Annotated in this window: 26 protein-coding genes and 1 pseudogene; 21 read left to right on the forward strand and 6 right to left on the reverse strand. The window is 70.7% G+C overall.

From position 1 onward, the window contains the following. The 8 genes from J8M50_RS30665 (at position 1) to J8M50_RS30700 (ending at position 6,024) form a co-directional block, all read left to right on the forward strand. Positions 1-945, forward strand: coding sequence for a type II secretion system F family protein (locus J8M50_RS30665; RefSeq protein ID WP_010352729.1), 945 nt, complete (start codon positions 1-3; stop codon positions 943-945). 16 nt (positions 946-961) lie between these two features. Beyond that, positions 962-1,849 carry a DUF5936 domain-containing protein gene (locus J8M50_RS30670; RefSeq protein ID WP_010352730.1) on the forward strand — a complete coding sequence of 296 codons (888 nt, stop codon included), beginning with the start codon at positions 962-964 and terminating at the stop codon, positions 1,847-1,849. 8 nt (positions 1,850-1,857) lie between these two features. Then, a complete protein-coding gene (locus tag J8M50_RS30675) occupies positions 1,858-3,111 on the forward strand; it encodes a sensor histidine kinase (RefSeq protein WP_010352731.1) in 1,254 nt (417 codons plus the stop codon). A gap of 17 nt (positions 3,112-3,128) precedes the next feature. Further along, entirely contained in the window at positions 3,129-3,872 is a 744-nt protein-coding gene (locus J8M50_RS30680) for a response regulator (RefSeq protein WP_010352732.1), read from the forward strand. 121 nt (positions 3,873-3,993) lie between these two features. Beyond that, positions 3,994-4,152 (forward strand): Flp family type IVb pilin, encoded by a 159-nt coding sequence (locus J8M50_RS30685; protein ID WP_010352733.1) that lies wholly within the window; start codon positions 3,994-3,996, stop codon positions 4,150-4,152. Beyond that, entirely contained in the window at positions 4,149-4,796 is a 648-nt protein-coding gene (locus J8M50_RS30690) for a pilus assembly protein TadG-related protein (RefSeq protein ID WP_029183723.1), read from the forward strand. Before J8M50_RS30685 ends, J8M50_RS30690 begins: the two co-directional genes overlap by 4 nt. A gap of 29 nt (positions 4,797-4,825) precedes the next feature. After that, positions 4,826-5,407 (forward strand): hypothetical protein, encoded by a 582-nt coding sequence (locus J8M50_RS30695; protein WP_010352736.1) that lies wholly within the window; start codon positions 4,826-4,828, stop codon positions 5,405-5,407. A gap of 8 nt (positions 5,408-5,415) precedes the next feature. After that, a complete protein-coding gene (locus J8M50_RS30700; protein ID WP_010352737.1) occupies positions 5,416-6,024 on the forward strand; it encodes an OmpA family protein in 609 nt (202 codons plus the stop codon). Here the strand turns inward: J8M50_RS30700 and J8M50_RS30705 are convergent. Next, positions 6,002-6,229, reverse strand: coding sequence for a hypothetical protein (locus J8M50_RS30705; RefSeq protein ID WP_010352738.1), 228 nt, complete (start codon positions 6,227-6,229; stop codon positions 6,002-6,004). The two genes, J8M50_RS30700 and J8M50_RS30705, sit on opposite strands and share 23 nt — an antisense overlap. A 25-nt stretch (positions 6,230-6,254) precedes the next feature. Further along, a complete protein-coding gene (locus J8M50_RS30710) occupies positions 6,255-6,617 on the reverse strand; it encodes a DUF192 domain-containing protein (RefSeq protein WP_010352739.1) in 363 nt (120 codons plus the stop codon). Between the two features lie 56 nt (positions 6,618-6,673). Between J8M50_RS30710 and J8M50_RS30715 the strand changes: the two genes are divergently transcribed. The 6 genes from J8M50_RS30715 to J8M50_RS30740 all read left to right on the forward strand — a co-directional run bounded on the left by J8M50_RS30715 (position 6,674) and on the right by J8M50_RS30740 (position 13,972). Further along, complete coding sequence (locus tag J8M50_RS30715) at positions 6,674-7,513, forward strand: LLM class flavin-dependent oxidoreductase (protein WP_010352740.1); 840 nt, start codon at positions 6,674-6,676, stop codon at positions 7,511-7,513. 43 nt (positions 7,514-7,556) lie between these two features. After that, positions 7,557-8,330 (forward strand): methyltransferase domain-containing protein, encoded by a 774-nt coding sequence (locus tag J8M50_RS30720; RefSeq protein ID WP_010352741.1) that lies wholly within the window; start codon positions 7,557-7,559, stop codon positions 8,328-8,330. 650 nt (positions 8,331-8,980) lie between these two features. Next, positions 8,981-9,754 (forward strand): isoprenyl transferase, encoded by a 774-nt coding sequence (locus tag J8M50_RS30725; RefSeq protein WP_010352742.1) that lies wholly within the window; start codon positions 8,981-8,983, stop codon positions 9,752-9,754. 312 nt (positions 9,755-10,066) lie between these two features. Then, on the forward strand, positions 10,067-11,392 hold the full coding sequence (gene phoH2 / locus J8M50_RS30730; protein WP_010352743.1) for an RNA 5'-3' helicase PhoH2: 1,326 nt from the start codon (positions 10,067-10,069) through the stop codon (positions 11,390-11,392). 390 nt (positions 11,393-11,782) lie between these two features. Next, on the forward strand, positions 11,783-12,463 hold the full coding sequence (locus J8M50_RS30735; RefSeq protein WP_010352744.1) for an aggregation-promoting factor C-terminal-like domain-containing protein: 681 nt from the start codon (positions 11,783-11,785) through the stop codon (positions 12,461-12,463). A gap of 153 nt (positions 12,464-12,616) precedes the next feature. Then, positions 12,617-13,972: an AI-2E family transporter gene (locus J8M50_RS30740; RefSeq protein ID WP_010352745.1), complete on the forward strand. Its 1,356-nt coding sequence runs from the start codon at positions 12,617-12,619 to the stop codon at positions 13,970-13,972. Here the strand turns inward: J8M50_RS30740 and J8M50_RS30745 are convergent. After that, positions 13,932-16,880, reverse strand: a complete 2,949-nt coding sequence (locus J8M50_RS30745) for an AfsR/SARP family transcriptional regulator (RefSeq protein WP_010352746.1) — start codon at positions 16,878-16,880, stop codon at positions 13,932-13,934. The genes J8M50_RS30740 and J8M50_RS30745 overlap by 41 nt on opposite strands. Before the next feature lie 384 nt (positions 16,881-17,264). On the opposite strand from J8M50_RS30745, the gene J8M50_RS30750 reads away from it, so the two are divergent. The 5 genes and pseudogenes from J8M50_RS30750 to J8M50_RS30765 all read left to right on the forward strand — a co-directional run bounded on the left by J8M50_RS30750 (position 17,265) and on the right by J8M50_RS30765 (position 22,688). Next, the gene (locus tag J8M50_RS30750) at positions 17,265-18,524 is read left to right on the forward strand and encodes an MFS transporter (protein WP_010352748.1); all 1,260 of its coding nucleotides are present in this window, start codon (positions 17,265-17,267) and stop codon (positions 18,522-18,524) included. An 11-nt stretch (positions 18,525-18,535) separates the two neighbouring features. Further along, positions 18,536-18,646 (forward strand): annotated as a pseudogene (locus J8M50_RS50195) (hypothetical protein); the annotation flags it as partial. 415 nt (positions 18,647-19,061) lie between these two features. Next, positions 19,062-19,586 (forward strand): PadR family transcriptional regulator, encoded by a 525-nt coding sequence (locus tag J8M50_RS30755; protein ID WP_010352749.1) that lies wholly within the window; start codon positions 19,062-19,064, stop codon positions 19,584-19,586. Positions 19,587-19,629: 43 nt separating this feature from the next. Beyond that, entirely contained in the window at positions 19,630-20,319 is a 690-nt protein-coding gene (locus J8M50_RS30760) for an ABC transporter ATP-binding protein (protein ID WP_010352750.1), read from the forward strand. Next, a complete protein-coding gene (locus J8M50_RS30765) occupies positions 20,316-22,688 on the forward strand; it encodes an ABC transporter permease (protein WP_040836029.1) in 2,373 nt (790 codons plus the stop codon). The genes J8M50_RS30760 and J8M50_RS30765 overlap by 4 nt, the downstream gene beginning before the upstream one ends. 121 nt (positions 22,689-22,809) lie before the next feature. On the opposite strand, the gene J8M50_RS30770 is transcribed toward J8M50_RS30765, so the two are convergent. Further along, positions 22,810-23,757, reverse strand: a complete 948-nt coding sequence (locus J8M50_RS30770) for a LysR substrate-binding domain-containing protein (protein ID WP_010352752.1) — start codon at positions 23,755-23,757, stop codon at positions 22,810-22,812. Positions 23,758-23,862: 105 nt separating this feature from the next. Here J8M50_RS30770 and J8M50_RS30775 point away from each other — a divergent pair, with 105 nt between their 5' ends. Continuing rightward, entirely contained in the window at positions 23,863-24,417 is a 555-nt protein-coding gene (locus J8M50_RS30775; RefSeq protein WP_010352753.1) for a peroxiredoxin, read from the forward strand. Between the two features lie 2 nt (positions 24,418-24,419). Next, a complete protein-coding gene (locus J8M50_RS30780) occupies positions 24,420-24,953 on the forward strand; it encodes an alkyl hydroperoxide reductase (RefSeq protein ID WP_010352754.1) in 534 nt (177 codons plus the stop codon). 84 nt (positions 24,954-25,037) lie between these two features. On the opposite strand, the gene J8M50_RS30785 is transcribed toward J8M50_RS30780, so the two are convergent. Next, positions 25,038-25,298: a type II toxin-antitoxin system antitoxin gene (locus J8M50_RS30785; RefSeq protein WP_010352755.1), complete on the reverse strand. Its 261-nt coding sequence runs from the start codon at positions 25,296-25,298 to the stop codon at positions 25,038-25,040. After that, positions 25,295-26,203 carry an SPFH domain-containing protein gene (locus J8M50_RS30790; RefSeq protein ID WP_010352756.1) on the reverse strand — a complete coding sequence of 303 codons (909 nt, stop codon included), beginning with the start codon at positions 26,201-26,203 and terminating at the stop codon, positions 25,295-25,297. The genes J8M50_RS30785 and J8M50_RS30790 overlap by 4 nt, the downstream gene beginning before the upstream one ends. Positions 26,204-26,463: the final 260 nt, after the last annotated feature.

A 26,463-nucleotide genomic window follows, 5' to 3' on the forward strand; every position in this document is an offset into this window, starting at 1 on the left:
ATGGACCTCGACCAGCTCACCACCCTCACGACGGGCCTGACCGTCCTGTGCCTCACCCTGGCCGTCGCGGGCCTGCACGCGTACGCCACCGGCCGCGCCCAGCGCGCCGCCCTCGTCGACCGGCTCTCCTACACCGGCCAGTTGCCGCCGCCGGGACGCCGCCGCCGCTTCCGCGACCTCGACCGCCGCATCCGCCGCACCGGCCTGGGCCGTTCGCTGGAGCGCCGCCTCGCGACGACCGGACTCGACGTCACCCCGGGCGAGTTCACCGCCTACCTGATCGGCGCGGTCGCCGGACTCTGGCTGGTCACCCAGGCCGTCCTCGCCCCCTTCTTCGGCCCCATCGCCGGTCTCGTCGCGGTCGGTTCGGCCGTTCAGTTCCTCAACTGGCAGCGCCAGAAGCGCATCGAGCGCTTCATCGGCCAACTCCCCGAACTGTCCCGCATCCTGGCCAACGCCACCCAGGCGGGCCTCGCCCTGCGCACCGCGATAGGGATGGCCGCCGAGGAGCTGGAGGCCCCCGCCGGGGAGGAACTCGCCAAGGTCGCCAACCAGTTGGCGGTCGGCCAGTCCATGGACGACGCCCTCGGCGAACTCGCCCACCGGCTCCCCTCCCGCGAACTCGTCGTCCTCGTCACCACCTTGGTCCTCTCCAACAAGGCCGGTGGCCAAGTCGTGGGCGCCCTGCGGAACTTGACCGAGACGCTGGACGAGCGCAAGGAGACCCGGCGCGAGATCCGCACCCAGCTCTCCCAGGTGAACCTCACCGCGTACGCCGTACCCCTCCTGGGCGTCGGGTCGTTGTTCCTGATGGACGGCGTCAAGGAGGGGGCCCTGGAGCGCATGACCGGCTCGCCGCTCGGCCAGGCCGCCGTCCTCATCGCCTTCGGCCTGTACGCCGTCGGCTTCGTCCTCATCCGGCGCATGTCCCGGATCGACGTCTGAGCGGGGGGAGTTGGACATGGCTCTGCTGCTCGCGCTCCTGATGGCGGCCTCCGTGTGGGGCGCCTTCACCGGCATCCGCATGTACCGCGCGGACGTCAAACTGCCCCCCGACCTCGCGCTCGCCCTGGAGGTCGGCGCGACCCGAACAGGCGCGGTGGACTCCGTAGTTGACCGCCTCGGTATGCGGTATGCCCCCGCCGTCCTGCGCCTGATGGGCCCCCGCCTGGTCGCCAAGTACCGCCGCCGCATCGACCTCGCGGGCAACCCCGGCGGCCTCACCATCGACCGCTACGCCGCCCGCCGCGCCGTCTACGGCACGCTGGGAGCCGTAGGCGCCCTGATCTTCTTCCTCCGGGGCAACCCTCTGATCGCCCTGCTGATGCTCGCCTTCGGCGCCGTGTGGACCGAGGTCGGCATCTGGTCCGCGATCCGCGTCCGCAAGGACGTCATCGAACGCACCCTCCCCGACTTCCTCGACGTCCTCGCGGTCGTCGTGAGCGCGGGCCTCGGCTTCCGGCAGGCCCTCGACCGCGTGTCGACCCACTACGAGGGCCCCTGGGCCGACGAGATCCGCATCACCCTGCGCCAGATGGACCTCGGCATGAGCCGCCGCGAAGCCTTCGCGGAACTGCGCCGCCGCAACGACTCCGAGCAAGTCGCCATGTTCGTCACGGCGTTGCAGCAGGGCGAGGAACTCGGCGCCCCCATCGTCGACACCCTGGTCTCCATCGCCAAGGACATGCGCCGCACCGACGCCCAGAACGCCCGCCGCAAGGCCGCCCGCGCGGTCCCCCGGGCCACGCTGATGATCACCACGTTCATGGTCCCGGCGACGATGCTCCTCCTCGGCGCCGGACTGCTGCTGGGGTCGGGCACCGACTTCGGCACGATCACGGGGAAGTAGGCGCCGATATGGGGGTGTTGGGACGAAAGGGGATACTCCGCACGCCGGCTCCCCTCGCTCTCCAGGTCAACGCCCTCCAGGCCATGTCCCGCCAGGTCTTCGGCTTCCGCCTCGCGATGATCGCCCTCGCCGCACCCTCCGCCCTCCTCAACGCCTCACCGGGCGTGGGCGTCCGCCTCGTCGGCACGGCCGTCGTCGTCACCTTCATGGTGTCGTACGCCCTCCTGCGCGACTGGGAACGCTTCGGCCCGCTGCTCCTAAGACACCCCAGCCTGCTGGCAGTCGACACCCTCCTCGGCTCCTTGCTGCTCGTCTCCGCCGGACCCGACACGACCCTCGCCTACGTCAGCGTCTGCACCCCCCTCCTCGCCGGAATCCTCTACGGCTGGCGCGGCGCCGCCTGTTTCGCCTCCCTGCAAGGCCTGATCCTGCTCCTCGTCCATACGACCCTGGCGGCCCGATCCGGCGCCGGGGTCGCCGAACGGCTGCTGCTCCCCGGGTTCTGCGTGATCACCGGCGCGCTCGGATCCGCCCTGCGGGGGCTGATGCTGAGGTTCGGCGAGGCCACCGAGGCGCTCGCCCAGACCCGCGCCCGCCTCGCCGCCGCCGAGGCCGTCGCCGCCGAACGCGACCGGCTGGCACGGGAGATGCACGACTCCCTCGCCAAGTCCCTGTACGGCGTCGCCCTCGCCGCCGAGGCGCTGGCCGCCGGTGCCGAGCAACCCGTGCGTGAGCAGGCCGAGTTGATCGCGGGCGCCGCCCGGCGCGCGGCCGGGGAGTCACGGGAGCTGCTGACCGACCTGCGGGGCGGGGCGGGCGAGGAGCTGGACGTACTCGACGAACTGGCCTCCAGGGCAACCGACTTCGCGTCCCGCACCGGGCTGCCGACCACCTATCGCGCGACCGGTGAGCGCAGCGCCGTACCCGTACCCCCCTTCGTGGCACGGGAGTTGCTCACCATCGCCGCCGAGGCGCTGGACAACGCGCACCGGCATGCCGACGCGAGCCGGGTCGAGGTGAGTGCGGGGGTGCACGGGGACGTCCTGCGCGTCACCGTCCACGACGACGGCAAGGGGCTGCCGCCCGGCACCAGCCTCGACGCGCTGCGGCGGGCCGGGCACTTCGGGCTGCTCGGGATGAGTGAGCGTGCCGTGGCGCTCGGGGCGCGGCTGCGGATCGGGCGGGACGGGCCGGGGACCGAAGTGAGCGTCGAGCTTCGACTCCCGCTCCAGGTGGGACAGTTCGAGAAGGGGGCTGCGTGACGGAAGGGGAACGGCGGATGAAGGTTCTCGTGGCCGACGACAATCCCGTGGTCCGCGCGGGGCTCGCCGCGCTGCTCGGCGGGGCCGGTGGCATGGACGTCGTCGCGCAGGCGGTGAACGGGCGCGAGGCGTGCGAACTCGCCGAGCTGCACCGGCCCGACGTCGTCCTCCTCGACGTCCGGATGCCCGAGGTCGACGGGCTCGCCGCGCTGCCCCGGCTGGTGCGGGTCTCGGCGGTCCTCATGCTGACGTACAGCGGGGAGTCCGAGACCGTGCGGGGTGCTCTGCGGCTCGGGGCGCGGGGGTATCTCGTGCACGGGGAGTTCGGGGTCGAGCAGTTGGTGCAGGCTGTGCGGGATGTGGTGCGGGGGCGGGCGCACTTGACGCCTACCGCTGCCACCGCGGTGCTGGAGGGGCTGTGGGGCCCCTCGGGTGAGAGTGCGACTGCACACGGTGATCTCTCCTCAACTGCCCATTATTCAGGCACTTTCAGCAAAGGACTTTCACAAGTGCAACCACTTGTGGGACAGTCTCCCTCAAGTAGGGGGAGGTTCCGGCTCAGTGCGAGGGAGGCGGAGATCATGGACCTCATCGCGTCCGGCATGTCGAACCAGCAGATCGCCGTGTCCTGTTTCATCAGCGAGAAGACGGTCAAGAACCACATCAACCGGATCTTCGCGAAGCTGCACAGCACGAGTCGTGCCGAGGCGACAGCGAAGTGGCTCGGCATGGCGCCGCCGCCGGTGCGGGGGGTGAGCTGAGCGATGCGCTCCCTTTCTTGGGCCCACATTTGGGCCCCCGGACCCTCGCGATCCGCTTGCCGCGGGGCTTACGCTGCCGCCGAACGCGGGGAGCGCGGCGCTGCGACCGGAGGACAGGGTCATGAGGAATCTGCGGGACGACAAGGGCCAGACCGCGGTGGAGTACCTGGGCATCATCGCCGTGGTGGTGGCGATCGTGCTGGCGATCACAGGGACGGACATCGGGAACACGATCTACACCGCGATCACGGACCAGATCGGCAACGTCGTGGGCGGCTGAACCGGACACGCCGGTCCGGCGACGCGGGGCAGGCCTTCCCCATCTACATCACGGTGGTGGGCGGCCTGCTCCTGCTTGCGTTCGCGTACCTCGCGGTCGGGCAGGCCGGAGCGAAACGGGGTGACGCCCAGGCCGCAGCGGACGCGGCGGCTCTGGCTGCGGCCCAGGAGACCAGGGACCGGCTCGCCGGCGCCTGGGTGGACAACGTCCTCGACCCGGCGAAGTGGGACGACATCTTCCACGGTTCCCCCTGGTACGACGGGTGCGGACGCGCGGCGCAACTCGCCGAGTCGAACGGGGCGAACCTGACCGGGTGCGTCACCCAGGACATGGGCTACACGGTCTCCGTGCAGACGGACGGCACCGTCGGCGACTCGGTCGTACCCGGCACGGAGAACACCCACGCCGTGGCCCACGCCGAGGCCGTGATCAAGTTGCTGTGCTCCTTCGACCCGCTCCCCGACCCCACCCCGACCCCCACTCCGACACCGACCCCCACTCCCACGGGAGACCCCGGCGGCGAGGAGCCTCCGCCGGTCCAACTGCCACAGCTCGACTGTGACGGTGTCGAGTGGCCCCTGGACCCGCAGAACCTCCATCTGCCGGAACCCCAGGACCTCTTCGACGTCCATCTGGTCGACTGAGACGCCACGACTTCAAGGAAACAAGGGGCATGAGCATGCGGTTCACCACGAAGGCCCGCAGGAGCGTGGTCGCACTGACCGTCGCCGCCGGTCTCGCTCTCGGGGCGACCGGATGCGGCGGTGGCGGCGACGACAAGAAGCCCGAGGCGTCGGCACCCGCCTCCAGCGGCAAGAGCGGGTCCGAGCCGAACCCCCAGCAGGGTACGGACGACCCGCCCATCGCGGAGATGAAGGGGACGAGCGGGCTGCTGCTCCAGATCACCACCGCGAGCCGGGACTCCGGCGGCTTCGTCACGGTGAACGGCATCCTCAAGAACGACGGCGGCGAACGCATCACGGTACCGGCGGCAGTCCGCGGGGACGAGACGGAGGTCCTGCGCCACGGCATGTCCCTGGGCGGTGCCACTCTCGTCGACAGCCAGGCCAAGAAGCGTTACTACGTCCTGCGCGACACGGACGGCCGCCCCCTCACCACCACCGGCTTCACCTCCCTCAAAGCCGGCGAGACCCTGGCCGTCTTCATGCAGTTCCCCGCACCCCCCGAGGCCACCAAGGAAGTCACCTTCCAGCTCCCCACCTTCGCCTCCGCCCCCCTCCAGATCACCGGCTGAGCCCGCCCATGACCCGCGCACGCACGACGCTCACCCTCACCGCCACCCTCCTCCTCACCCTCACCACCCCCGCCCACGCCACCGACGACCCCAGCGTCCCCCCGGGCACCGAACCCTCCGCCTCCGCCCCCGTCCAGGTCGACCCCAACGACCCCGACCTCAAGCTCCCGCAGGGCGGCACCCTCGCCACCCCCAAGGTGCTCGACATCAAGCAGGTCGTCGAGGACCAGACCGGCGACGAACGCCGGGAGGACACGAACGCGGACGTCAAGTTCGCGCTCCAGGCCGAGGTTCTCTTCAGCAAGGACAGTTCGACGATCTCCCCCACCTCGCGGTCCCGCATCGCGGCGATCGCCGGGGAGATCAAGAAGCAGAACGCCACCCGCATCAGAGTCTTCGGCTTCACCGACGACCTGGGCTCCTCGGCACATGGCGACGTCCTCTCCCGCCAGCGCGCGAACGCCGTACAGGCGGTCCTGGACGACGAGTTGAACGACGCGAACCTCACGTTCGACGTCCGCGGCTACGGCGAGCAGTACCCCATCGCGGACAACTCGACGGAACAGGGCCGCAAGAAGAACCGCCGCGTGGAGATCACGTTCCCGAGGGAGGGCTGACGACGTTCCCGTCGGCGCAGTTGTTGACGTGATCGCCGACCATGTCCCCGAGGGCGGGCACGACGGCGAGCTCCTGATGACAGACGACACCGGCCGCGAAGTTCCAGTTGTCGGCGGCGCTGAGAGGGCCGGTGTCGGCGTGCGCCGGCGCACCGGCGAGGGCAAGGGCAGCAAGCGGCAGAACCGCAGTAACGATCTTCTTCATGCGTACGACAACGACGCCCCCACCCTCAGGACACGCCCACCACCTCCACCCGGACCCCCGCCACGACCCCCCACCCGGCCATCACCCCCGCCTCCGCCTCCAGCACATGCCGAGCCCGCACCCGAGGCAACCCCAGCCGCCCCGGAACCATCGTCCGCACGGCGAGCACCTTCAAGTCCCGTGACAGATAAGCCACATCAATAGCCATCCGCATCCGGAACGTATGAATCCCGGACGCCGGGGACAACAACAGCGCCCCTTCGACGGACGACCGCCCCAACAACCCCTTCGTACGGGCCCGATACGACGAGGCGACCTCCAACGGCACCTCTGTCGAAGACACCCCGTGCACGACCAGCACCCCGCGCCCGTCCCGCCAGCGTCCCATCACACGCCTCCCGATAAGGAGTTGTAGCCACCCGGCCCCCTGGATAGTAAGTCCCCATGACGATCACCCTCGGTGCCATCCTCCGCCCCCAACTCCCCCCGGAACGCCTCAAGTCGGCCGTACGCCTGGCCGACGAGGCAGGACTGGACGAACTCTGGCTGTGGGAGGACTGCTTCCTGCAAGGCGGCCTCACCGCGGCGGCGGCAGCACTCGCCTGGACGGACCGCGTCCGCATCGGCGTGGGCCTCCTCCCGGTCCCGCTCAGGAACGTCGCGCTGACGGCGATGGAGACGGCGGCCCTGCACCGCATGTTCCCGGGCCGCCTGTCGCTGGCGATCGGCCACGGCGTCCAGGACTGGATGGCCCAGGTGGGCGCCCGCCCCGACTCCCCGCTGACGCTCCTGACCGAGTACACCGGCGCCCTGCGAGCTCTCCTGAACGGCGAACGCGTCACCCGCAAGGGCGTGTACGTCACCCTGGACGACGTGACCCTCGGCTGGCCCCCACAGCCCCCCGCCGAGATCCTGGTCGGCGGCGTAGGCCCCCGCACCCTGCGCCTCGCGGGCCAGATCGCGGACGGCACGGTACTGAACGAGTCGGCCACCCCGGACCGCGTACGCGAGATCCGCGCCGCAGCGAAGACCCCGCACCGCATCGTCGTGTACGTCTTCGCCGCAACCGGCCCCGACGCAGCCCCGCGCCTGGCCCGCGAGCTGGACCACCTCGGCCTGACGGGGGTAGGCGTCGCCGGAGACGCGGAGACGGTGGCAGCGGAGGTACGCCGATACGCCGAGGCGGGCGCCGACACCGTCGTACTCCTCCCGACCCCGGACGAGCCGGACCCGGAGGGCTTCCTGAGGTTCACGGCGCAGGAGGTACGGCCGCTGGTCCCATAAAAAATCAGCGGCACCCCCACCGCTCCCTTGTCACGATCCCCGTATGACTTACGAAGCTCTGGTCGCCGAAGCCGACTTCGCCCCCACCGAAGGCTGGGACTTCTCCTGGTTCGAGGGCCGCGCCACCGAGGCGCGGCCCTCCTGGGGGTACGCGGTCTCCCTGGCCGCCCGCCTGGACGCCGCCGACGCCGCGCTGGACCTGGACACCGGGGGAGGGGAGGTCATGGAGTTCGCGCTGGACCGTACGACGACCCCGCCCCGCGTTCTCGCGGCGACGGAGGCGTGGCCCCCGAACGCGGCGAAGGCGGTCCAACTCCTGCGTCCCCGTGGGGTGGTGGTCGTACGCCCCGGCGAGGACGGCGAACTCCCCTTCCCCGACGCCGCGTTCGACCTCGTCTCCAGCCGCCACCCGGTACGCCCGCCCTGGGCGGAGATCGCCCGCGTCCTCACCCCGGGCGGCACGTACTTCGCCCAACACGTGGGCCACCGCAGCGTGTTCGAGCTGGTGGAGCAGTTCCTCGGCCCCCTCCCGGAGGAGGTCAGCCGCGACCGCCACCCGGACGTCGAGACGGAGGCGGCACGGAAGGCGGGGCTGGAGATCACCGACCTCAGGGCGGAGCGCCTGCGGATGGAGTTCCACGATATCGGCGCGGTCGTCCACTTCCTGCGCAAGGTCGTCTGGATGGTCCCGGGTTTCACGTCCGCCCGGTACGACACGGAACTGAGGGCGCTGCACAGCCGTATCACCGCCGAGGGCCCCTTCGTGGCGTACAGCGCGAGGCACCTGATCGAGGCGCGCAGACCCGTCGCCGCATAAATGGCCGGGAACCGTCGCCGAGCCTCCCCGATCTCCACAGGGTTTCCACATTGTTATCGCGAACAGGTGCCCCGACCCCCCTGCGTCACGTAAATTCAGCCACGGCAATTCGCGCAAGCAAAGCTGCGTGGGCGTCACCGCGCAGTGGAGGGGACCGCGCGGTGACGCCTCCGTCAAGAAGACGCCGCGCACCACGTTCCCCCGTGCGAGGGACCCCGCTACACCCACGTTTTCCGGCCACAAAACCCCCACGAACAGGGCTTCCACCCCCGGAACGGCGTCGCCACCCAACTCCGGAGAGTAATAATTTCGCGCCGATGTGCGCAACATCCCTCACGAAGGGTTATGGTGGAAACCCCCCCTCGGGCCGGTCCGTATCCCCCCCACGGACCGGCCCGTTTTATTGGGCAAGATCGCCGGATGCTTCCTGATCGGCGGCGAGTGGTCCGACTGTCTTTTGTCTTTTAGGGGCGCGGGGCTGTATCGATTTGCGGCTCCGCCGCGTGGGCGCGAGCAACCACACACAACCCGCAGACGCACAACTAAGCACCCCTACCCCCTCGATTAGGCGCCCAACCCCCGCCCCAACTCCCAGTAGGGGTAAGCTCCCCGCCTGCGGGGACCGCCGTCGAGGAGGGGCTGAACATCACGTGATCCTGCGCGACAAACTGCGCGGCCTGCTGGTCAGGCTCTACGCGCGCCGGGTGGAAGGCCACCTCGACCACACCCAGGTGCCCAAGCACATCGGCGTCATCATGGACGGCAACCGCCGCTGGGCGAAGGCGGCGGGCTCATCCACGGTCCACGGCCACCGCGCCGGCGCCGACAACATGTCCGAGTTCCTCGGCTGGTGCGCCGAGGCGGATGTGAAGGTCGTCACGTTCTGGCTCCTGTCGACGGACAACTTCGACCGCCCGAAGGACGAACTGATCCCGCTCCTCGGCATCATCGAGGACGTCGTGAAGACGCTCGCTTCGGACGGCCGCTGGCGGGTCCACCACGTCGGCACGAAGGATCTGCTGCCCGACCAGATGCAGCTGACGCTGAAAGAGGCGGAGCAGGCGACCGAGGACGTCGACGGAATACTGGTGAACGTCGCGATCGGCTACGGCGGCCGGCAGGAGATCGCCGACGCCGTCCGCTCGATGCTCCAGGACGCGCAGGACAGGGGCGTCAGCATGGACGACCTCGCCGAGTCCGTGGACATCGACATGATCGGCCGCCACCTCTACACGAGCGACCAGCCGGACCCCGACCTCGTCATCCGTACCAGCGGCGAACAGCGGCTGTCCGGGTTCATGCTGTGGCAGACCGCGCACTCCGAGTACTACTTCTGCGACGTGTTCTGGCCCGCCTTCCGCAAGGTCGACTTCCTGCGCGCCCTGCGCGACTACGAGGCCCGCCACCGCCGCTTCGGCGGCTGACGGCAACCGCTTTCGAAGCCTCTCACCACACGCGTAACAAGCTGTTCACCAGGACGCCGTGCTTCGCCGTGGCATGACGGCGCAAATTAGAGGGCATAAGCCAAGCAGGTCGACACCCGACCCACGGGTGTCGGATCTCAGCGGACGGCACGGGGCCGTCCGCCCGGGAGGCCCTTTGCACCAGCACGACCGTGCGGTCACGGCACGGACGCAGCAGTGGAGGGCCGGTTCTCGGCCCGTGCAAACGGGTCCTGGACCGGTCCAGCTCCACTCCGTCGCTCCCCGACCTCTTCCGAGGGGGTACGTCCTTCCGTGGTGACCAGCACAAAGCGCCACAAGTCCGACCGGCGCACCTATGTTCTCGACACCAGCGTCCTGCTGGCCGACCCGTCCGCGATGGCCCGTTTCGAGGAGCACGAAGTCGTGCTCCCGATCGTGGTCGTCACCGAACTGGAGGCCAAGCGGCACCATCCCGAACTCGGTTACTTCGCCCGGCAGGCCCTGCGCCAGCTGGACGACTACCGGGTGAAGTTCGGCCGCCTGGACGCGCCCATCCCGATCGGGGAACTGGGCGGCTCGATCCGTGTCGAGCTCAACCACTCGGACCCCAGCATCCTGCCCAGCGGCTACCGACTGGGGGACAACGACACCCGCATCCTGGCGGTCGCGCGCAACCTCCAGGCCGAGGGGTACGACGTCACCGTCGTCTCGAAGGACCTGCCGCTGCGCATCAAGGCGTCCTCGGTCGGCCTCACCGCCGAGGAGTACCGCGCAGAGCTGGCCATCACGGACTCCTCCGGCTGGACCGGAATGTCCGAACTGACGCTGCCGGGCGACCAGGTGGACGTCCTCTTCGAGGAAGGCCATGTGTACGTCCCGGAGGCCGCCGACCTCCCCGTGCACACCGGCCTCACCCTCCAGTCCGAGCGCGGCAAGGCCCTCGGCCGGGTCACCCCCGAGGGCAACATCCGCCTCGTACGCGGCGACCGGGAGGCGTTCGGCATCAAGGGCCGCAGCGCCGAGCAGCGCATCGCGCTGGATCTGCTGCTCGACCCGGACGTCGGGATCGTGTCGATGGGCGGCCGGGCCGGCACCGGCAAGTCCGCGCTCGCCCTGTGCGCGGGCCTGGAGGCGGTCCTGGAGCGCCGCCAGCACAAGAAGGTGATGGTCTTCCGCCCGCTGTACGCGGTCGGCGGGCAGGAACTCGGCTATCTCCCCGGCTCCGAGGCCGAGAAGATGAGCCCGTGGGCGCAGGCCGTCTTCGACACGCTGTCGGCCGTCACGAGCCGCGAGGTCATCGAGGAGGTGACCGCGCGCGGGATGCTCGAAGTGCTCCCCCTGACCCACATCCGGGGCCGCTCCCTGCACGACGCGTTCGTCATCGTCGACGAGGCCCAGTCCCTGGAGCGGAACGTCCTGCTGACGGTCCTCTCCCGGATCGGCGCCAACTCCCGCGTCGTCCTCACCCATGACGTCGCCCAGCGCGACAACCTCCGGGTGGGGCGGTACGACGGGGTCGTGGCCGTCGTCGAGAAGCTGAAGGGGCACCCGCTCTTCGCGCACGTCACCCTCACCCGCTCCGAGCGCTCCCAGATCGCCGCGCTCGTGACCGAAATGCTGGAGGACGGCCAGATCTGACCCGCTTTCGACAGCAGTCCGGCGCCGTTCCGCAAAGGCCGAGAGCCTAGCGGGACGGCGCCGCCGCGTGTGCGCGTTCGCCGAAATCCCTTGCCCCACACGCGATGTGAGCTTTCACACCCAACTCGGAATTGTCATCGGCGGCTTGTTACGGCAGAGTCTCGGTTCTGTCAGGCCCCGCGTACGACACAGCTGTACCCCCAGCGGTTCAGCGCCCCAAACTTCACATACGACGTCGTACGCCGCCCAATCGCCAGAAGGCGCCCCCTCTTACGGGAGGGAGCGCCGGTGGGCCAGCGCTTCCCGTGACCCTTATTCGGAGGCCAGTGCCAAGGGGCACGATCGCGTCCGCCAGGGTCACCGAAGCGGGCGATGCTGGAAGGAAACCGTGTGAGCCGGGTCTCGGTCCGTGGGTTCGCAGTGGCTTCGGCCACCGCGGTCACCGCCGTCGGAAGTGTCGTGGGCGTTGCCTCGGGCAGCGTCGCCGCACCGCAGAGCAACGATGCGCAGACGACGGCGGACGACGCCATTCTCCTCGCGGACATCCCCGTGGGGCAGCAGGCGGAGATCCAGACCGCCTCCCTGACGCAGCAGGCCGCCTACCAGGCCATGGCTGCCGACGAGAGCGCGAAGAAGGGCGCCGAGGAGGCAGCCCGCAAGGCCGCCGCCGAGGTCGCCATCGCCAAGAAGGAGGCCGCCGAAGAGGCGGCGAAGGCCAAGGCGGAAGCCGAGGCCAAGGCGAAGGCAGCCAAGGGCGACTTCCCGGTCCTCAGCTCCTACTCCATCTCGGACATCCAGTCGATGGCCCGCCAGATGGTCGCCGGCGGCCAGTGGCAGTGCTTCTCGAACATCGTCGACCACGAGTCGAGCTGGAACTACCGCGCGGTCAACGCCTCTTCGGGCGCGTACGGCCTGTTCCAGGCGCTCCCCGGGTCCAAGATGTCCTCGGTCGGCTCCGACTGGCAGACGAACCCCGCGACGCAGATCAAGTGGGGCCTGAACTACATGAACGAGCGCTACGGCAGTCCCTGTGACGCCTGGTCGTTCTGGCAGGCGAACAACTGGTACTAGACCCACCGGTCTCTCAACCTTCTACAGCCCCTCCCCGTCCTTAGGGGAGGGGCTGTTGCCCTGTACGGTCTCCTTCGACGCGACTCCCGGGGAGGAGTGGTGGCTGGAACCGGGAGGACCCGGGAAACCCGGGAAAAGGGACGGACACGGATCATGTCGCGAGTGCCAGGGTGGCTCGGCCGGCTCGGCGCCGGTCTCACCGAGATCGGCGAGCGGCTCGACGAGCGGCGCGCGGAGGTCGAGCGGGACGGCGGAGTGCTGGACGAGCCGAAGCCGGAGCCCCGCACGAAGCCGACGGCACCGGACACCGCGCCGGACCCGGAGTCGTACGCCGCTCCGCGCCCCGTACGCCGTCGTCCCCGGCCGCCCGTCCCCCGTACCGACCCCGCGCATGCCGTCCCCTGGGGCGTGCGGGTCGCTGCCGAGGCCGGCTGGCGGCTGCTCGTGCTCGCCGGGACCGTGTGGATCCTCATGCGGGTCATCAGCGCGGTCCAGCTCGTCGTCTTCGCCTTCGTCATCGGCCTGTTGCTCACCGCGCTGCTGGAGCCCGCCGTCGCCGCGCTCAAGCGCCGGGGCGTGCCGCGCGGGCTCGCGACCACCCTCACCGCCGTCCTCGGCTTCGTCGTCATCGGGCTGCTCGGGTGGTTCGTCACCTGGCAGGTCATGGAGAACATCGACGACCTGTCCAACCAGATCCAGTCCGGCATCGACGACCTGCGCCGCTGGCTCCTCGACAGCCCCTTCCACGTCACCGACAAACAGATCAACGCGATCGCCAAGAACCTCCGCGAGGCGGTCGGCTCGAACGCGGACGAGATCACCTCGGCGGGCCTCGAAGGCGTGACGGTCATCGTCGAGCTGCTGACCGGCATCCTCCTCGCCGCGTTCTCCACCCTGTTCCTGCTCTACGACGGCCGCCGCATCTGGGAGTGGACCCTCAAGCTCGTCCCCGCCGCGGCCCGCGAGGGCGTCGCCGGCGCCGGTCCCCGCGCGTGGGCGACGCTCACGGCGTACGTCCGGGGCACGGTCGTCGTCGCCCTCATCGACGCCATCTTCATCGGCCTCGGCATCTACTTCCTCGACGTCCCCATGGCCGTCCCGCTGGCCGTGTTCATCTTCCTGTTCTCCTTCATCCCGCTGGTCGGCGCGGTGGCCTCCGGCGCCCTCGCGGTCCTGGTCGCGCTGGTCACGCAGGGTCCCTTCACGGCCGTCATGACCCTCGCCGTGGTCCTCGCCGTCCAGCAGATCGAGGGCCACATCCTCCAGCCGTTCATCCTCGGCCGCGCGGTCAGCGTCCACCCCCTCGCGGTCGTCCTCTCCGTCGCGGCGGGCGGGATGGTCGCGGGTATCGGGGGAGCGGTGGTCGCGGTCCCGCTGGTGGCGGTGACGAACACGGTCGTCGGCTACCTGCGCAGGTACGCGAGCGAACAGGCGGAGCTGGAGGCGGAGTTCGAGGACGACGACGGGGTCATCCCCGCCGGCCCCCCGCAGGCACCCCCATCGCCGTGAACAACTCCTCGGCGGCCCGCCGGTGTTCGGCGGACACCGATGCGTGCTCCGTCGCCCCGGCCATCCCCAGCAGCGCGTACGCCTCCTCCGAGCGGTACCCGACCGCCGACGCCAGCGCGTGGGCGTGCTCGTGCAGGGCCAGCGCTGCGGTGTGCTCGCCCCGGCGGAGCAGGAACCGGCCGACCAGGTTCTCCACCTTGGCCCGGCGCAGCGGGGAGGCGCTCGAACGGATGCGGGACAGCGCGGCACCGGCGTACTCGTCGGCCTCCTCGCTGCGGCCCAGGCGGTCGGCGACGTCGGCGGAGAGGGCCAGCGTCATCGCGGCCTGACCGGGCTCCACGCTCTCGTCGCACAGGGCGCGCGCCTGCGTCAGGCAGGCGTCGGCGGCCGGGTACTCGCCCAGGCCGGTGTGCGCGAGGGCCAGGTCCGTCAGGGCGACCGACTCGCTCTCGTGCTGCCCGAGTTGGCGGACCAGGTCGACCGCCCGGCGGGCCGACGCGGCGGCCTGCGGATAGCGGCCCCACTGTTCGTACAGCGCGCTGAGAATGGTGAGGCTCTCGGCCTCCGCCCGCGTCGAGCCCAGTTCCCGTTCGAGGGCGACGGCGCTCTCCAGGTGGGCCAGCGCCTGCGGGAACTGTCCGAGCAGGCTCCGGTACAGGCCGAGCGTGCTCTCGCTGTGCGCCTCGGTGTGCCGGTCGCCCAGCCGGACGGCGACGTCGCGGCCCTCCTGGGCGACCTCGATGCCGTACTCCAGGCGGCCGAGCTTCCAGCAGGCGACGCCGAGGTTGGACAGGCTCACCCCGAGGAGTTCGAGGTCGCCGAGGCGGCGGGCGGCGGCGACGGCGGTGCTGCTCAGCTCCGCGAACTCATCCAGATGACCGCGCCCGTTGACGAGGAAGGCCACGTTGCGGGCCAGGCACACGGTGTGGCGGTCGTGGCCGCTGCGCTCGGCCAGGGAGACGGCCGCCAGCAGGGCGGTGTGCTCGCGGGCGAACCAGGCGTGGGCCTGCGCGGTGTCGCGGAGGCCGGGCACGGGCCGGGTGGACGCGCGCAGGCCGGTGGGGCGGGCGGCGCGGCCGGGGAACAGCAGGGCGCAGGCCCGCTCGGTGGCCGACATGTAGTAGTCGAGGAGCCGCTCGACCGCCGCCGCGTCCGGCCCCCGGAGGCTGTGGGCGAAGCTGCGCACCAGGTCGTGGAAGGTGTACAGGCCGATCTCCGGCTGCTGGAGCAGATGGACGTCCAGCAGCAGTTCCAGGATCTCCTCCGCCTCCCAGACGCCCGCCGTGTCCAGCAGCGCCGCCGCCGCGTGCACGTCGATGGCCCCGCCCGGGTGCAGCGCCAGGATGCGGAACGCCGTACGGCACTCCTCGTTCAGCGTCTGGTACGACAGCCGCAGGGTCGCGGCGACACTGCGCTCGCCCAGGCTCAGCTCGTCCAGCCGTCGGGTCTCGTCCCGCAGCCGGTCGGCCAGGTAACGCACGGTCCAGCGCGGGCGGTTGCGCAGCCGGGCCGTCGCGATGCGCAGGGCGAGCGGGAGATGGCCGCACAGCCGGGCGAGTTCCTCGGCGGCCCCGGGTTCGGCGACGACGCGGTGCGCGCCGATGGTCCCGGCGACCAGCGTGGCGCTCTCCTCGGGGGTCATGACGTCGAGCGACATCCACTCCATCCCGTCCAGGTCGACCAGCCTGGCCCGGCTGGTGACCAGTACCAGGCAGCCGGGGGAGGTGGGCAGCAGCTGCCGTACGGTCGCCGCGTCGGCGGCGTTGTCGAGGAGGAGCAGCAGCTTCTTGCCGGTGAGCGCCGAACGCCACAGGGCGGTACGGGCGGCCGTCTCCTCCGGGATGCGGGCGGCCGGTACGCCGAGTGCGCACAGCAGGACGTCGAGAGCGGTCCCGGTGGTGACGGGCTGCTCGCCGGGGGCGTAGCCGCGCAGGTCGATGTGGAGCTGTCCGTCCGGGTAGTCGGCGGCGAGCCGGTGGGCGGTGCGTACGGCCAGGGTGGTCTTGCCGCAGCCGCCCATGCCGTCGATGCCTACGACTCCGGTGCTGGTGCCGTCCGTTGGCCGCGCGAACCGGAGCAGGCGCTGTGACTCGGGTTCGCGGCCGGTGAAGTCCGCGAGGTCGTGGGGGAGGGTGCACGGCGCCTCGGCCGGTGACGGGGGGCTCTCGCGCAGGATGCCCTCGTACACCGTCGCGAGCTGCGGGCCCGGGTCGACGCCCAGTTCCTCGGCGAGGAGTTCGCGGACCCGGGCGTACTCCTCCAGCGCCTCGGCCTGGCGGCCCGCGCGGTACAGGGCGAGCATCAGCCGGCCGCGCAGGGGTTCGCGCAGCGGGTGCTGGGCGATCAGTTCGCGCAGGGCCGGCACGAGCTCGGAGGTCTCGCCCAGGCGTAGGCGCAGGTCGAAGTACTGCTCGGCCGCCGCAAGACGGCGCTCCTCCAGCGCGGTCACGGCCGCCTCGATCACCGGGCCGCCCGCACCGGACAGGACCGGGCCGCGCCAGAGTGCGAGGGCGGCGCGGTAGTCGTGTACGGCGTCGGCGAGCCGGTCCTCGGCGGTCGCGGCCTTCGCCTCGCGCAGCCGGGTGTTGAACTCGCTCAGGTCGAGGCGGCTCCCGCCGAGCACCGCGCGGTAGCCGGGGCCGTCGGTGACGACGGTCTCGCCGCCGATCCTGCGGCGCAGGTCGCCGATGGCCTTGCGGACCTGGTGGACGGCGGTGGCCGGAGGGTCCTCGCCCCAGGCTGCCGCCACCAGGCGGGGGATCGGCAGGACCTTGCCGGTGTCCAGGAGCAGGGCGACGAGGATGCGTTCCTGGATCGGGCCGCTTAGCCGGAGGCGGGTTGTGCCCTCCCAGACCTCCAGCGGGCCCAGGATGTCGAAACGCAGCTGTGCCGCACCGTCCGACGTCATGATTCCCCCGCGCACAGTCCATCTGGCCTCGACAACGTCGGTGATCATAGGCCGGGCGTCAGGAGCTGTGGAGGTCGCAGCCCACGATGTGCGGGCCCCGCGCGCCGAGGACGACCGTCGTACGCGCCGACGGGACCAGAACGGGAGCCCCGTAGGACCTCTCGGGCCTAGAACTGCGGACGGCGGCGGACGAGCGCGTTGCCGCCGACCCCCACGCTGCCGAGCGGGAACCAGCACAACGCCCTATGCCCTCCCTCGCTGTACCCCCACCCCTCGCCCCGACATCCCGCGCCCCCCACGCCGCGCCCCGACATCCCGCGCCCCCCACGCCGCGCCCCGACACCCCAGCCGTACACGCCCGACGCCCCCTCCCCGAAGGACACCGTGACCACCTCGCGAGAACCGTCGCTCCTGCGGCAGCGCCCCTTCCGGCTGCTGTACGTGGGCCGGACCTCCTCCGTCATCGGCGACGCCATCGTGCCCCTCGCCCTCGCCTTCGCCGTGCTCGACCTCACCGGCTCGGCGTCGGTGCTGGGCATCGTGCTCGCCGCGCGGATCGTGCCCACCGTCGCCCTGCTGCTGGTGGGCGGGGTGATCGCCGACCGGGTCGGCCGCCGGAGTCTGATGCTCGTCTGCGACGTCACCCGGTTCTGCTCCCAGCTCCTGCTGGGCACCCTGCTGCTCACCGGGCACGCCTCGATCACCACGATGATCGTGCTCCAGCTGGTCGCGGGCACCGCCGCCGCGTTCTTCCAGCCGGCCGCGACCGGACTGATCGCCGAGGTCGTCGCACCCCGCGACCTTCAGCGGGCCAACGGCATGATGGGCCTCAGCGAGAACACCGCCTGGACGCTCGGCCCAGCCATCGGCGGCATCCTCGTCTCGTTCGTCTCCCCCGGGGCGGCCCTGATCGCCGACGGGCTGACGTACGGGATCAGCGGCGTCGCCCTGTACCTGCTGCGGATGCCGCCCAAGCCGCGCGGCGCGGACGGTCCGGCCCCCTCGATGATCCACGAACTGCGCGAGGGCTGGCAGGAGTTCAGGTCCCGCACCTGGCTGTGGACCCTGGTCGCCTGGTGCGCCGGCTTCCACGTCCTCGTCCTGCCCGCGTGGCAGGTGTTCGGCCCGTCGATCTCCAGGGCCGAACTCGGCGGCGCCCCCGCGTGGGCGGTGATCACCACCTGCGCGGGCCTGGGCTCGATCCTCGGCGGCATTGTCGCGCTGCGGATGCGCCCGCGCTTCATCCTGCGCGCCTCGTTCATCCCGCTGGGCCTCTACGGCCTGCAACTGCTGGCGCTGGCCGCAGCCGCCCCCGTCCCGCTCATCGGCGCCGCCGCCCTGATCAGCAACATCGGCCTGTCGATGTTCAACGTCTTCATGCTGACGGCCACGCAGCAGAACGTGCCGCTGGCCGCGATGAGCCGGGTGAGCGCCTACGAGTGGCTGGGCAGCATAGCCCTGCTGCCGCTCGGCCAGGCACTGATCGGCCCGGCCGCACTGGTCACCTCGCCGACGACGATGCTGCTCGCCGGGGCGGTGTGGATGTTCTGCACGCCGGTGCTGCTGTACGCGGTGCGGTCGGCGCGGAACCTGCGGGCGGCGAGCGAGCCCACACCGGAGGCCCAGGCCGTGGCTGTCGGCTGAGGATCCGTGGGGTGCGCCCGTGGGACTTGGCCGCCCTGCTCCTGCCACCGGGCCGGAACGCGACAGCCGCCGCGCCGGCCGCGTTCATGGCGGGCGCCGCCTACGCGCCGATCGACCCGGCGCAGTCCGCGCGGCGCATCGGCCGGATGCTCCAGGGCTGCCGCCCCGCGCTGTGCCTGTCCGTCACGGGCGACGGCGACGCCGGAGCAGCTCGCGGGCGGCTGGGCGCGGGCCACGGCGCCGCCCCTGGACCTCACGGACCTCCCCGGTCACCGCCTGCGACCTCAACGCGCGCGAGACGGCGGCCGTCGGCCATCAGGCCACCCGGTCGAGATCGCCTTCGGCACTGCCCCGCCCGCACCCGCGCAGCTTCCCGGAGGTCTGCCTGAGCATGAGCACGGCGATACGGAACTCGTCCGGCCACCCCTGTTCCAAACCCGTGACAATAGACCCTGACCTGCGGGAACAACCCCCAGGTCAGGGTCTACACACTCCGCGTATACACACCACGTATACACCGCATGTACAGTCCTCCCCATGTCCATCGGTCACACCCTCCTGGGACTCCTGGAGTCCGGACCCCGTCACGGTTACGACCTGAAGCGGGCGTTCGACGAGAAGTTCGGTCACGATCGGCCGCTGCACTACGGCCAGGTCTACTCGACGATGTCGCGGCTGCTGAAGAACGGCCTCGTGGAGGTCGACGGCATCGAGGCCGGCGACGGCCCCGAGCGGAAGCGGTACGCGATCACCGGTGCCGGCGTCACGGACGTCGAGCGCTGGCTCGCGACGCCGGAGAAGCCGGAGCCGTACCTCCAGTCGACGCTCTACACGAAGGTCGTCCTCGCCCTGCTGACGCACCGCGACGCGGGCGACATCCTCGACACGCAGCGCTCGGAGCACCTGCGCGGCATGCGCATCCTCACCGACCGCAAGCGCAAGGGCGACCTCGCGGACCAACTCATCTGCGACCACGCCCTGTTCCACCTGGAAGCGGACCTGCGCTGGCTCGAACTCACCGCCGCGAGGCTGGAGAAGCTCCGCGAGGCAGTGACCCGATGACCCCGACCACTCAACCGACCCCGATACCAAGGACGGTGGCCCCGTGACCGCTCCCGCCGGCTCCCTCCTCACCGCTGAGGATCTCCGCAAGGCGTACGGCCCCACCCTCGCGCTCGACGGCGCTGAGTTCTCCATCCATCCCGGCGAGGTCGTCGCCGTGATGGGGCCCTCGGGGTCGGGGAAGTCGACGCTGCTGCACTGCCTCGCCGGGATCGTGACGCCCGACTCCGGGTCGATCATGTACGACGGCCAGGAGATGGCGACGATGAACGACGCCCGGCGAAGCGCGCTGCGCCGCTCGGAGTTCGGGTTCGTGTTCCAGTTCGGCCAGCTCGTACCGGAGTTGACCTGCGTGGAGAACGTCGCCCTGCCGCTGCGCCTGAACGGCACGTCCCGCAAGGCCGCCGAGAAGACGGCACTGGGCTGGATGGAGCGCCTTGAGGTGGACGACCTGTCCCGCAAGCGCCCCGGCGAGATCTCCGGCGGCCAGGGCCAACGCGTCGCGGTGGCACGGTCGTTGGTGACGAGCCCCCGCGTCCTGTTCGCCGACGAGCCGACCGGCGCCCTCGACTCCCTGAACGGCGAGCGCGTGATGGAGCTGCTGACGGAGGCGGCCCGCACGACGGGCGCGGCCGTCGTCCTGGTCACCCACGAGGCCCGCGTCGCCGCCTACTCGGACCGCGAGATCGTCGTACGGGACGGCAAGTCGAGGGACATGGAGCGCGTCGTATGAGGAGCACGAGATCGTGGTCCCGGGACCTCGGCATGGGGATGCGGTTCGCGTTCGCCGGGGGCCGCGAGGGCTGGTCGAGGGCGCTGCTGACGGCCATGGGCGTGGGCCTCGGCGTCGCGCTGCTGCTGCTCGCGGCGGCCGTCCCGGGTGCGTTGAGCGCACGGGACGCGCGGGATGCCGCGCGCTCGGACTGGACGTACGACTCCCAGACCGAGGCGAAGAAGGCCGACAACACCGTCCTCGTCGTCCGCGCCGACACGACGTTCCGCGAGAAGGCGGTACGCGGACGCCTGGTCGAGCCGGAGGGCCCGCGCGCCCCGCTGCCGCCCGGCGTGAAGGAGTACCCGAAGACCGGCGCGATGGTCGTCTCGCCGAAGCTGAAGGAACTTCTCGACTCCGGCTCGGGCAAGCTGCTGCGCGAGCGGCTGCCGTACGAGATCGTGGGGACGATCGGCGACCAAGGCATCGTCGGCTCCCAGGAGTTGTCGTTCTACGCGACCCTGCCGGACCTCGCGAAGAAGGCCCCCGACACCCAGGTCATGCGGCTGGACAGGTGGGGACGGGCCGAGAAGCCGTCGACCCAGGCACCCGATCCGATCCTCGTCCTGCTCACGGTCATCGTCATCATCGTGCTGCTGATGCCCGTCGGCGTGTTCGTCTCGGCGGCCGTCCGCATCGGCGGCGAGCGGCGCGACAAACGGCTCGCGGCGCTGCGGCTCGTGGGGTCGGACGGGCTGATGACGCGGCGGATCGCGGCCGGCGAGGCGCTCGCGGGGGCGCTCCTCGGACTCGTGCTCGGCGCCGCGTTCTTCCTGATCGGCCGTGAACTCGCGGGCCGGATGGAGCTGATGGACGTCAGCGTGCAGTCCCGCGACCTGGTCCCCTCGCCGCTGCTGACGCTGCTGGTGGTCGTCGCGGTGCCCGCAGCGGCCGTCGGCGTCACCCTGTTCACGCTGCGCAGCGTCGTCATCGAACCGCTGGGCGTGGTGCGTACGGCGCGTCCCTCGCGGCGCCGCCTGTGGTGGCGGCTGCTGCTGCCGATCGCCGGTGCGGGGCTGCTGTACCCGATGCTCGGCCAGGGCCGCGACGGCGGCGCCTTCAACGAGTACCTCGTCGTCGGCGGCGTCCTCCTGCTGCTGATCGGCGTCACCGCGCTGCTGCCGTGGCTGGTCGAGACGACCGTCGCCCGGCTCGGCTCGGGCGGGGTGGCCTGGCAACTGGCCGTACGGCGGCTCCAGTTGAGCAGCGGTACGGCGGCCCGGATGGTCAACGGCGTGGCCGTCGCGGTGGCCGGCGCGATCGCGCTCCAGATGCTGTTCGCCGGGCTGAGCGGCGAGTACACCGAGGAGACGGGACAGGACACGACCCGCGCCGGGATGCAGGTGTCGGCGAAGTTCGACCAACTCGTCGCCTACGAGACCGCGTTCGGCAAGACCGAGGGCGTGCGGCGGGCCTCCGCGCTCGCCACGGTCTACGTGGGCAACCGGGCGTACTTCAAGCCCGAGAACGAAAGCGGCCGTTACCTCCGGGCGACGATCGGGAGCTGCGAGAGCCTGAAGGAGGTCGCCCAACTGCCGTCCTGCAAGGACGGGGACGTCTTCCGGATCGGCAGGGACGACGGGACCTACGAGAGCTCCGACTACGACGTGGGCGGCAAGGACCAGGGCCTCCTCAAGGCAGGCAGCACGGTCTACTACAACGTGGACGACAACAGCGACGAGGTGGCGCCGTGGACCGTGCCGAGCGGCGTGAAGCCCGCGCGGACCATCGACGACCCCACGGGGGACCGGCGCTACGGGGTGCTGATCACCCCGAAGGCCACGTCGAAGGGGATGGCGAAAGCCGCGTGGGGCAGCGTCTACCTCAGCCTCGACGACTCCGTCCCCGACGCGGCCGACTTCGCCCGCAACACGGCGGCCCGCCTCGACCCGGCGTCCGAGCCGATGATGTGGCACGACACCAAGGTGTCCGAGGAGTACGACAAGATCCGTACGGGTCTGCTGGTCGGCGCGGCCTGCGTCCTCGGCCTGATCGGTGCGAGCCTCCTCGTCTCGCAGCTCGAACAGCTGCGTGAGCGGCGGAAGTTGCTCTCCGCGCTGGTCGCCTTCGGCACCCGGCGCCGGACCCTCTCCCTGTCCGTCCTGTGGCAGACGATGGTCCCGATCGCCCTCGGTCTGATCCTCGCCGCCGTCATCGGCATCGCGCTCGGCGCGATCCTGCTCCGCATGACGAGCCAGAGCATCCATATCGACTGGGCCGGCGTCTTCACGATGACCGGTATCGCGGCGGGGGTCGTCCTGGTGGTGACGCTGCTCAGCCTGCCGCCGCTGCTGAGGCTGCTGCGGCCGGACGGGCTGCGCACGGAGTAACAACTCCGGTTCCCTGTCGGCGCCTTGGGCGGGACGGCGGGGGACCGGTACGGGGCGGCGTGGGGAAACAGGGCCGCCCTCGGGCGAGCGGGCCGTGGGGGCCTGCTCGCCCAACTCCCTTTTACGGCGTCCGCACCGGCAACGCCCGCAGCGACTCCCGCAACGCCGCCGCCAGTTCGCGGTACTCACCCGCCCGCGCCGCCCCCGTCCGCGTCACGAGGGCAATCCGCCGCGAGGGCGCCGGAGTTGAGAACGTCGACACCCGAAGATGCGGATTGCGCGCCGTCTCCACCGTCACCGCCGTACTCGGCAGCAGCGTGCAGCCGAGACCGCCCGCGACGAGTTGTACGAGGGTGGAGAGGCCGGCGGCCGTCGTCGTGACCGGGGTGTCGCTCCGGCCGACCTCGCGGCAGATGTCGAGGGCCTGATCCCGCAAGCAGTGCCCCTCGTCGAGGAGGAGAAGGTTCAGCTCCCTCAACTTCTCCCGGGGGACGTCCCGTTGGCCCCCGAGGGGATGGTCCAGCGGAGTCACCAGGACGAAGTCCTCGTCGAACAGCGGGAGTTCGACCACACCGGGGACGCCCAGCGGGACCGCGAGGAGCAGCAGATCCAGGCGCCCCGTCGTGAGCCCGTCCAGGAGGCTCGTCGTCTGCTCCTCGTGGACCTGGAGGTCCAGCGCCGGGTAGCGGCCGTGCACCAGCTCGATGACCGTGGGCAGCAGGTACGGGGCGACCGTCGGGATCACCCCGAGCCGCAGCGCCCCCGTGAACGGCGCGCGGACCGCCTCCGCCTCCTCCAGCAGCGACCCGACCTCCGCGAGCACCGCCCGCGCCCGGACGGCGATGCGCTCACCCGCCGGGGAGAGCAGCACCTTGCGCGTCGTCCGCTCCAGCAGCGTCACCTCCAGAGCCTCCTCCAGCGCGGCCACCGCCCCCGACAGCGCGGGCTGGCTCATGCCGATCGCCGCCGCCGCGTCCCGGAAGTGCAGGTGCTCGGCGACTGCGGCGAACGCCCTCAGCTGAGCGAGACTGGGCTGGCGCCTTCTGGCCCCGGCATTACCCACGGTCACTGATAACCACCTCCGATCAACACTCCCGAGTGTAGCTATTTCCGTAATTAATGCACCTTGTGCAAGCATCTGCGTCGTCCGACCCTCTCGCTACAAGGAGCGCTCATGCTCACTGTCGGTGACAAGTTCCCCGAGTTCGAACTGACCGCCTGTGTCTCGCTGGAGAAGGGGAAGGAGTTCGAGACGGTCCACCACAAGTCGTACGAGGGAAAGTGGCTGGTCGTCTTCGCGTGGCCCAAGGACTTCACCTTCGTGTGCCCCACCGAGATCGCCGCGTTCGGCAAGCTGAACGACGACTTCGCCGACCGTGACGCTCAAGTCCTGGGCTTCTCCGGCGACTCCGAGTTCGTCCACCACGCCTGGCGCAAGGACCACGACGACCTGCGCGACCTGCCGTTCCCGATGCTGGCCGACTCCAAGCACGAGCTGATGCGCGACCTCGGCATCGAGGGCGAGGACGGCTTCGCCCAGCGCGCGGTCTTCATCGTGGACCCCAACAAGGAGATCCAGTTCACGATGGTCACCGCCGGGTCCGTCGGCCGGAACCCCAAGGAGGTGCTGCGCGTGCTGGACGCCCTCCAGACCGACGAGCTGTGCCCCTGCAACTGGACGAAGGGCGAGGCGACCCTCGACCCCACCAAACTCCTGGCGGGTGAGTGAAGTTGAGCCTCGACACCCTCAAGTCCCGGATACCCGACTACGCCAAGGACCTCCGCCTCAACCTGAGTTCGGTCATCGCCAACTCCGAACTCCCGCCGCAGCAGCTGTGGGGTACGGTCCTGGCGACGGCCATCGCCTCCCGCTCACCCATCGTTCTGCGCGAACTCGCCCCGGACGCGCGGGAGATGCTGTCGCCGGAGGCGTATCGCGCCGCGAAGTCGGCGGCTGCGGTCATGGCGATGAACAACGTCTTCTACCGCACCCGGCACCTGCTCTCGGACCACGAGTACGGCAACCTCCGTGCGGGCCTGCGCATGAACATCATCGGCAACCCCGGCGTCGAGAAGGTCGACTTCGAGCTGTGGTCGTTCGCGGTGTCGGCGATCAACGGGTGCGGGCTGTGTCTCGACTCGCACGAACAGGTCTTGCGCAAGGCGGGAGTTGACCGCGAGGTGGTCCAGGAGGCGTTCAAGATCGCCTCGGTGATCCAGGCGGTCGGGGTCACGCTGGAGGCGGAAGAGATTCTGGGGGACTGAACATACGCGTACGGCGGCCCTGTTGAGCGGGGCCGCCGTAGTGCGTTGGTGTCGACGGCCCAACTCCCCTTCCCGCCAGGAGGGTTACGCCCCGTCCCGGAACCCCGGCCCCGAACCCCCCGCCGACCCCGGCGGCCTCCCCCTGCGCGGCAGCGGCCCCGCACCCCCCGGCAGCCTTCCCGCCTCCTGCAACGCCTTCCGTAACAGGAACTCGATCTGCGCGTTGGCGGACCGGAGTTCGTCCCCGGCCCACCGGGCCAGCGCGTCGTAGACGGACGGGTCCAGCCGCAGCAGAACCTGCTTGCGCTGCGGCCGACGCTCGCCGGGAGAGGGGGAGGAGGTCACTGGTAAAGGGTCCCGGTGTTGAGGACGGGCTGGGGCGCGCGGTCCCCGCAGAGGACCACCATCAGGTTGGACACCATCGCCGCCTTGCGCTCGTTGTCGAGTTCCACGATGTCCTGCTCTGTGATGCGGGCGAGCGCCGCCTCGACCATGCCCACCGCGCCGTCGACGATCTCGCGCCGGGCCGCGACGACCGCGCCCGCCTGCTGCCGCTGAAGCATCGCGGAGGCGATCTCAGGAGCGTACGCGAGATGCGTGAAGCGCGACTCGATGATCTGGACACCGGCGGTGTCGACGCGCTCGCGCAGTTCGACGGCCAGCTTCTCGGTGATCTCCTCGGCGTTGCCGCGCAGGGAGAGGCCGCCCTCGTCGTGGGCGTCGTAGGGGTACTCGATGGCGATGTGCCGGACGGCCGCCTCGGTCTGCGTGGAGACGAACTCCAGGTAGTTGTCGACCTCGAAGCTCGCCTGCGCGGTGTCCTCGACCCGCCACACGACGACGGCGGCCAGCTCGATGGGGTTGCCGTACGCGTCGTTGACCTTCAGCACCGGCGTCTCGTGATTGCGCACCCGCGTCGAGATCTTCGCGCGGGACGAGAACGGGTTCACCCACCGCAGCCCGTCGTCCCGCAGCGTCCCCCGGTACCGCCCGAAGAGCTGCACGACCCGCGCCTCACCCGGCGCGATCATGTTGAGCCCGCAGAGCGTGAAGAGCGCGACGACGGCGATGACGATGCCGCCGGTGATGAGTACGGCCTTGGCGGCGACGGCCGTGACACCGGCCGCCGAGATCGCCGCGCCGATGCCGCCGAACATCCCGAGGAGTCCGAGCGACAGGGCGAGCCCGCCGCCGACGCTGTGCGCCGGAAACTCTCGTACCGGATTGTCCGTCATGGTCTGTTCAGTCATGGGTTGTCCCCCCGAGGCCACTAGCGTTGGTCTAGCTAAGTGATATCACTTTTTCGGCTCGCGGCAACCCTTGGGCGTTCGGAAGCGTCGAAAACGTTGGGGAGGAACGGGTGTGCCCCTGGGGCCCGTTGTGCCCGGGTGCTCATTCTCACGCCCGTAAGAGTCCGCATCGGCGGACCTTTGTCATAGAGAGCGATGTTAGTTTTCTGAGCTGACCTGCCCACCGGGGCTGATCTGCCCCACGGGCACTGGAGTGACTG

It is taken from the genome of Streptomyces acidiscabies (assembly GCF_020010905.1).
GTDB classification, from domain to species: domain Bacteria; phylum Actinomycetota; class Actinomycetes; order Streptomycetales; family Streptomycetaceae; genus Streptomyces; species Streptomyces acidiscabies.

Bases quoted from the DNA above. Each gene is read 5' to 3' on its own strand.
- J8M50_RS30755 (WP_010352749.1), top strand. From the start codon at position 19,062: ATGTCCATCGGTCACACCCTCCTGGGACTCCTGGAGTCCGGACCCCGT.
- J8M50_RS30670 (WP_010352730.1), top strand. From the start codon at position 962: ATGGCTCTGCTGCTCGCGCTCCTGATGGCGGCCTCCGTGTGGGGCGCC.
- J8M50_RS30675 (WP_010352731.1), top strand. From the start codon at position 1,858: ATGGGGGTGTTGGGACGAAAGGGGATACTCCGCACGCCGGCTCCCCTC.
- J8M50_RS30685 (WP_010352733.1), top strand. From the start codon at position 3,994: ATGAGGAATCTGCGGGACGACAAGGGCCAGACCGCGGTGGAGTACCTG.
- J8M50_RS30710 (WP_010352739.1), bottom strand. From the start codon at position 6,617: ATGGGACGCTGGCGGGACGGGCGCGGGGTGCTGGTCGTGCACGGGGTG.
- J8M50_RS30705 (WP_010352738.1), bottom strand. From the start codon at position 6,229: ATGAAGAAGATCGTTACTGCGGTTCTGCCGCTTGCTGCCCTTGCCCTC.
- J8M50_RS30695 (WP_010352736.1), top strand. From the start codon at position 4,826: ATGAGCATGCGGTTCACCACGAAGGCCCGCAGGAGCGTGGTCGCACTG.
- J8M50_RS30740 (WP_010352745.1), top strand. From the start codon at position 12,617: ATGTCGCGAGTGCCAGGGTGGCTCGGCCGGCTCGGCGCCGGTCTCACC.
- J8M50_RS30745 (WP_010352746.1), bottom strand. From the start codon at position 16,880: ATGACGTCGGACGGTGCGGCACAGCTGCGTTTCGACATCCTGGGCCCG.
- J8M50_RS30665 (WP_010352729.1), top strand. From the start codon at position 1: ATGGACCTCGACCAGCTCACCACCCTCACGACGGGCCTGACCGTCCTG.
- J8M50_RS30715 (WP_010352740.1), top strand. From the start codon at position 6,674: ATGACGATCACCCTCGGTGCCATCCTCCGCCCCCAACTCCCCCCGGAA.
- J8M50_RS30700 (WP_010352737.1), top strand. From the start codon at position 5,416: ATGACCCGCGCACGCACGACGCTCACCCTCACCGCCACCCTCCTCCTC.
- J8M50_RS30790 (WP_010352756.1), bottom strand. From the start codon at position 26,203: ATGACTGAACAGACCATGACGGACAATCCGGTACGAGAGTTTCCGGCG.
- J8M50_RS30765 (WP_040836029.1), top strand. From the start codon at position 20,316: ATGAGGAGCACGAGATCGTGGTCCCGGGACCTCGGCATGGGGATGCGG.
- J8M50_RS30775 (WP_010352753.1), top strand. From the start codon at position 23,863: ATGCTCACTGTCGGTGACAAGTTCCCCGAGTTCGAACTGACCGCCTGT.
- J8M50_RS30720 (WP_010352741.1), top strand. From the start codon at position 7,557: ATGACTTACGAAGCTCTGGTCGCCGAAGCCGACTTCGCCCCCACCGAA.
- J8M50_RS30680 (WP_010352732.1), top strand. From the start codon at position 3,129: ATGAAGGTTCTCGTGGCCGACGACAATCCCGTGGTCCGCGCGGGGCTC.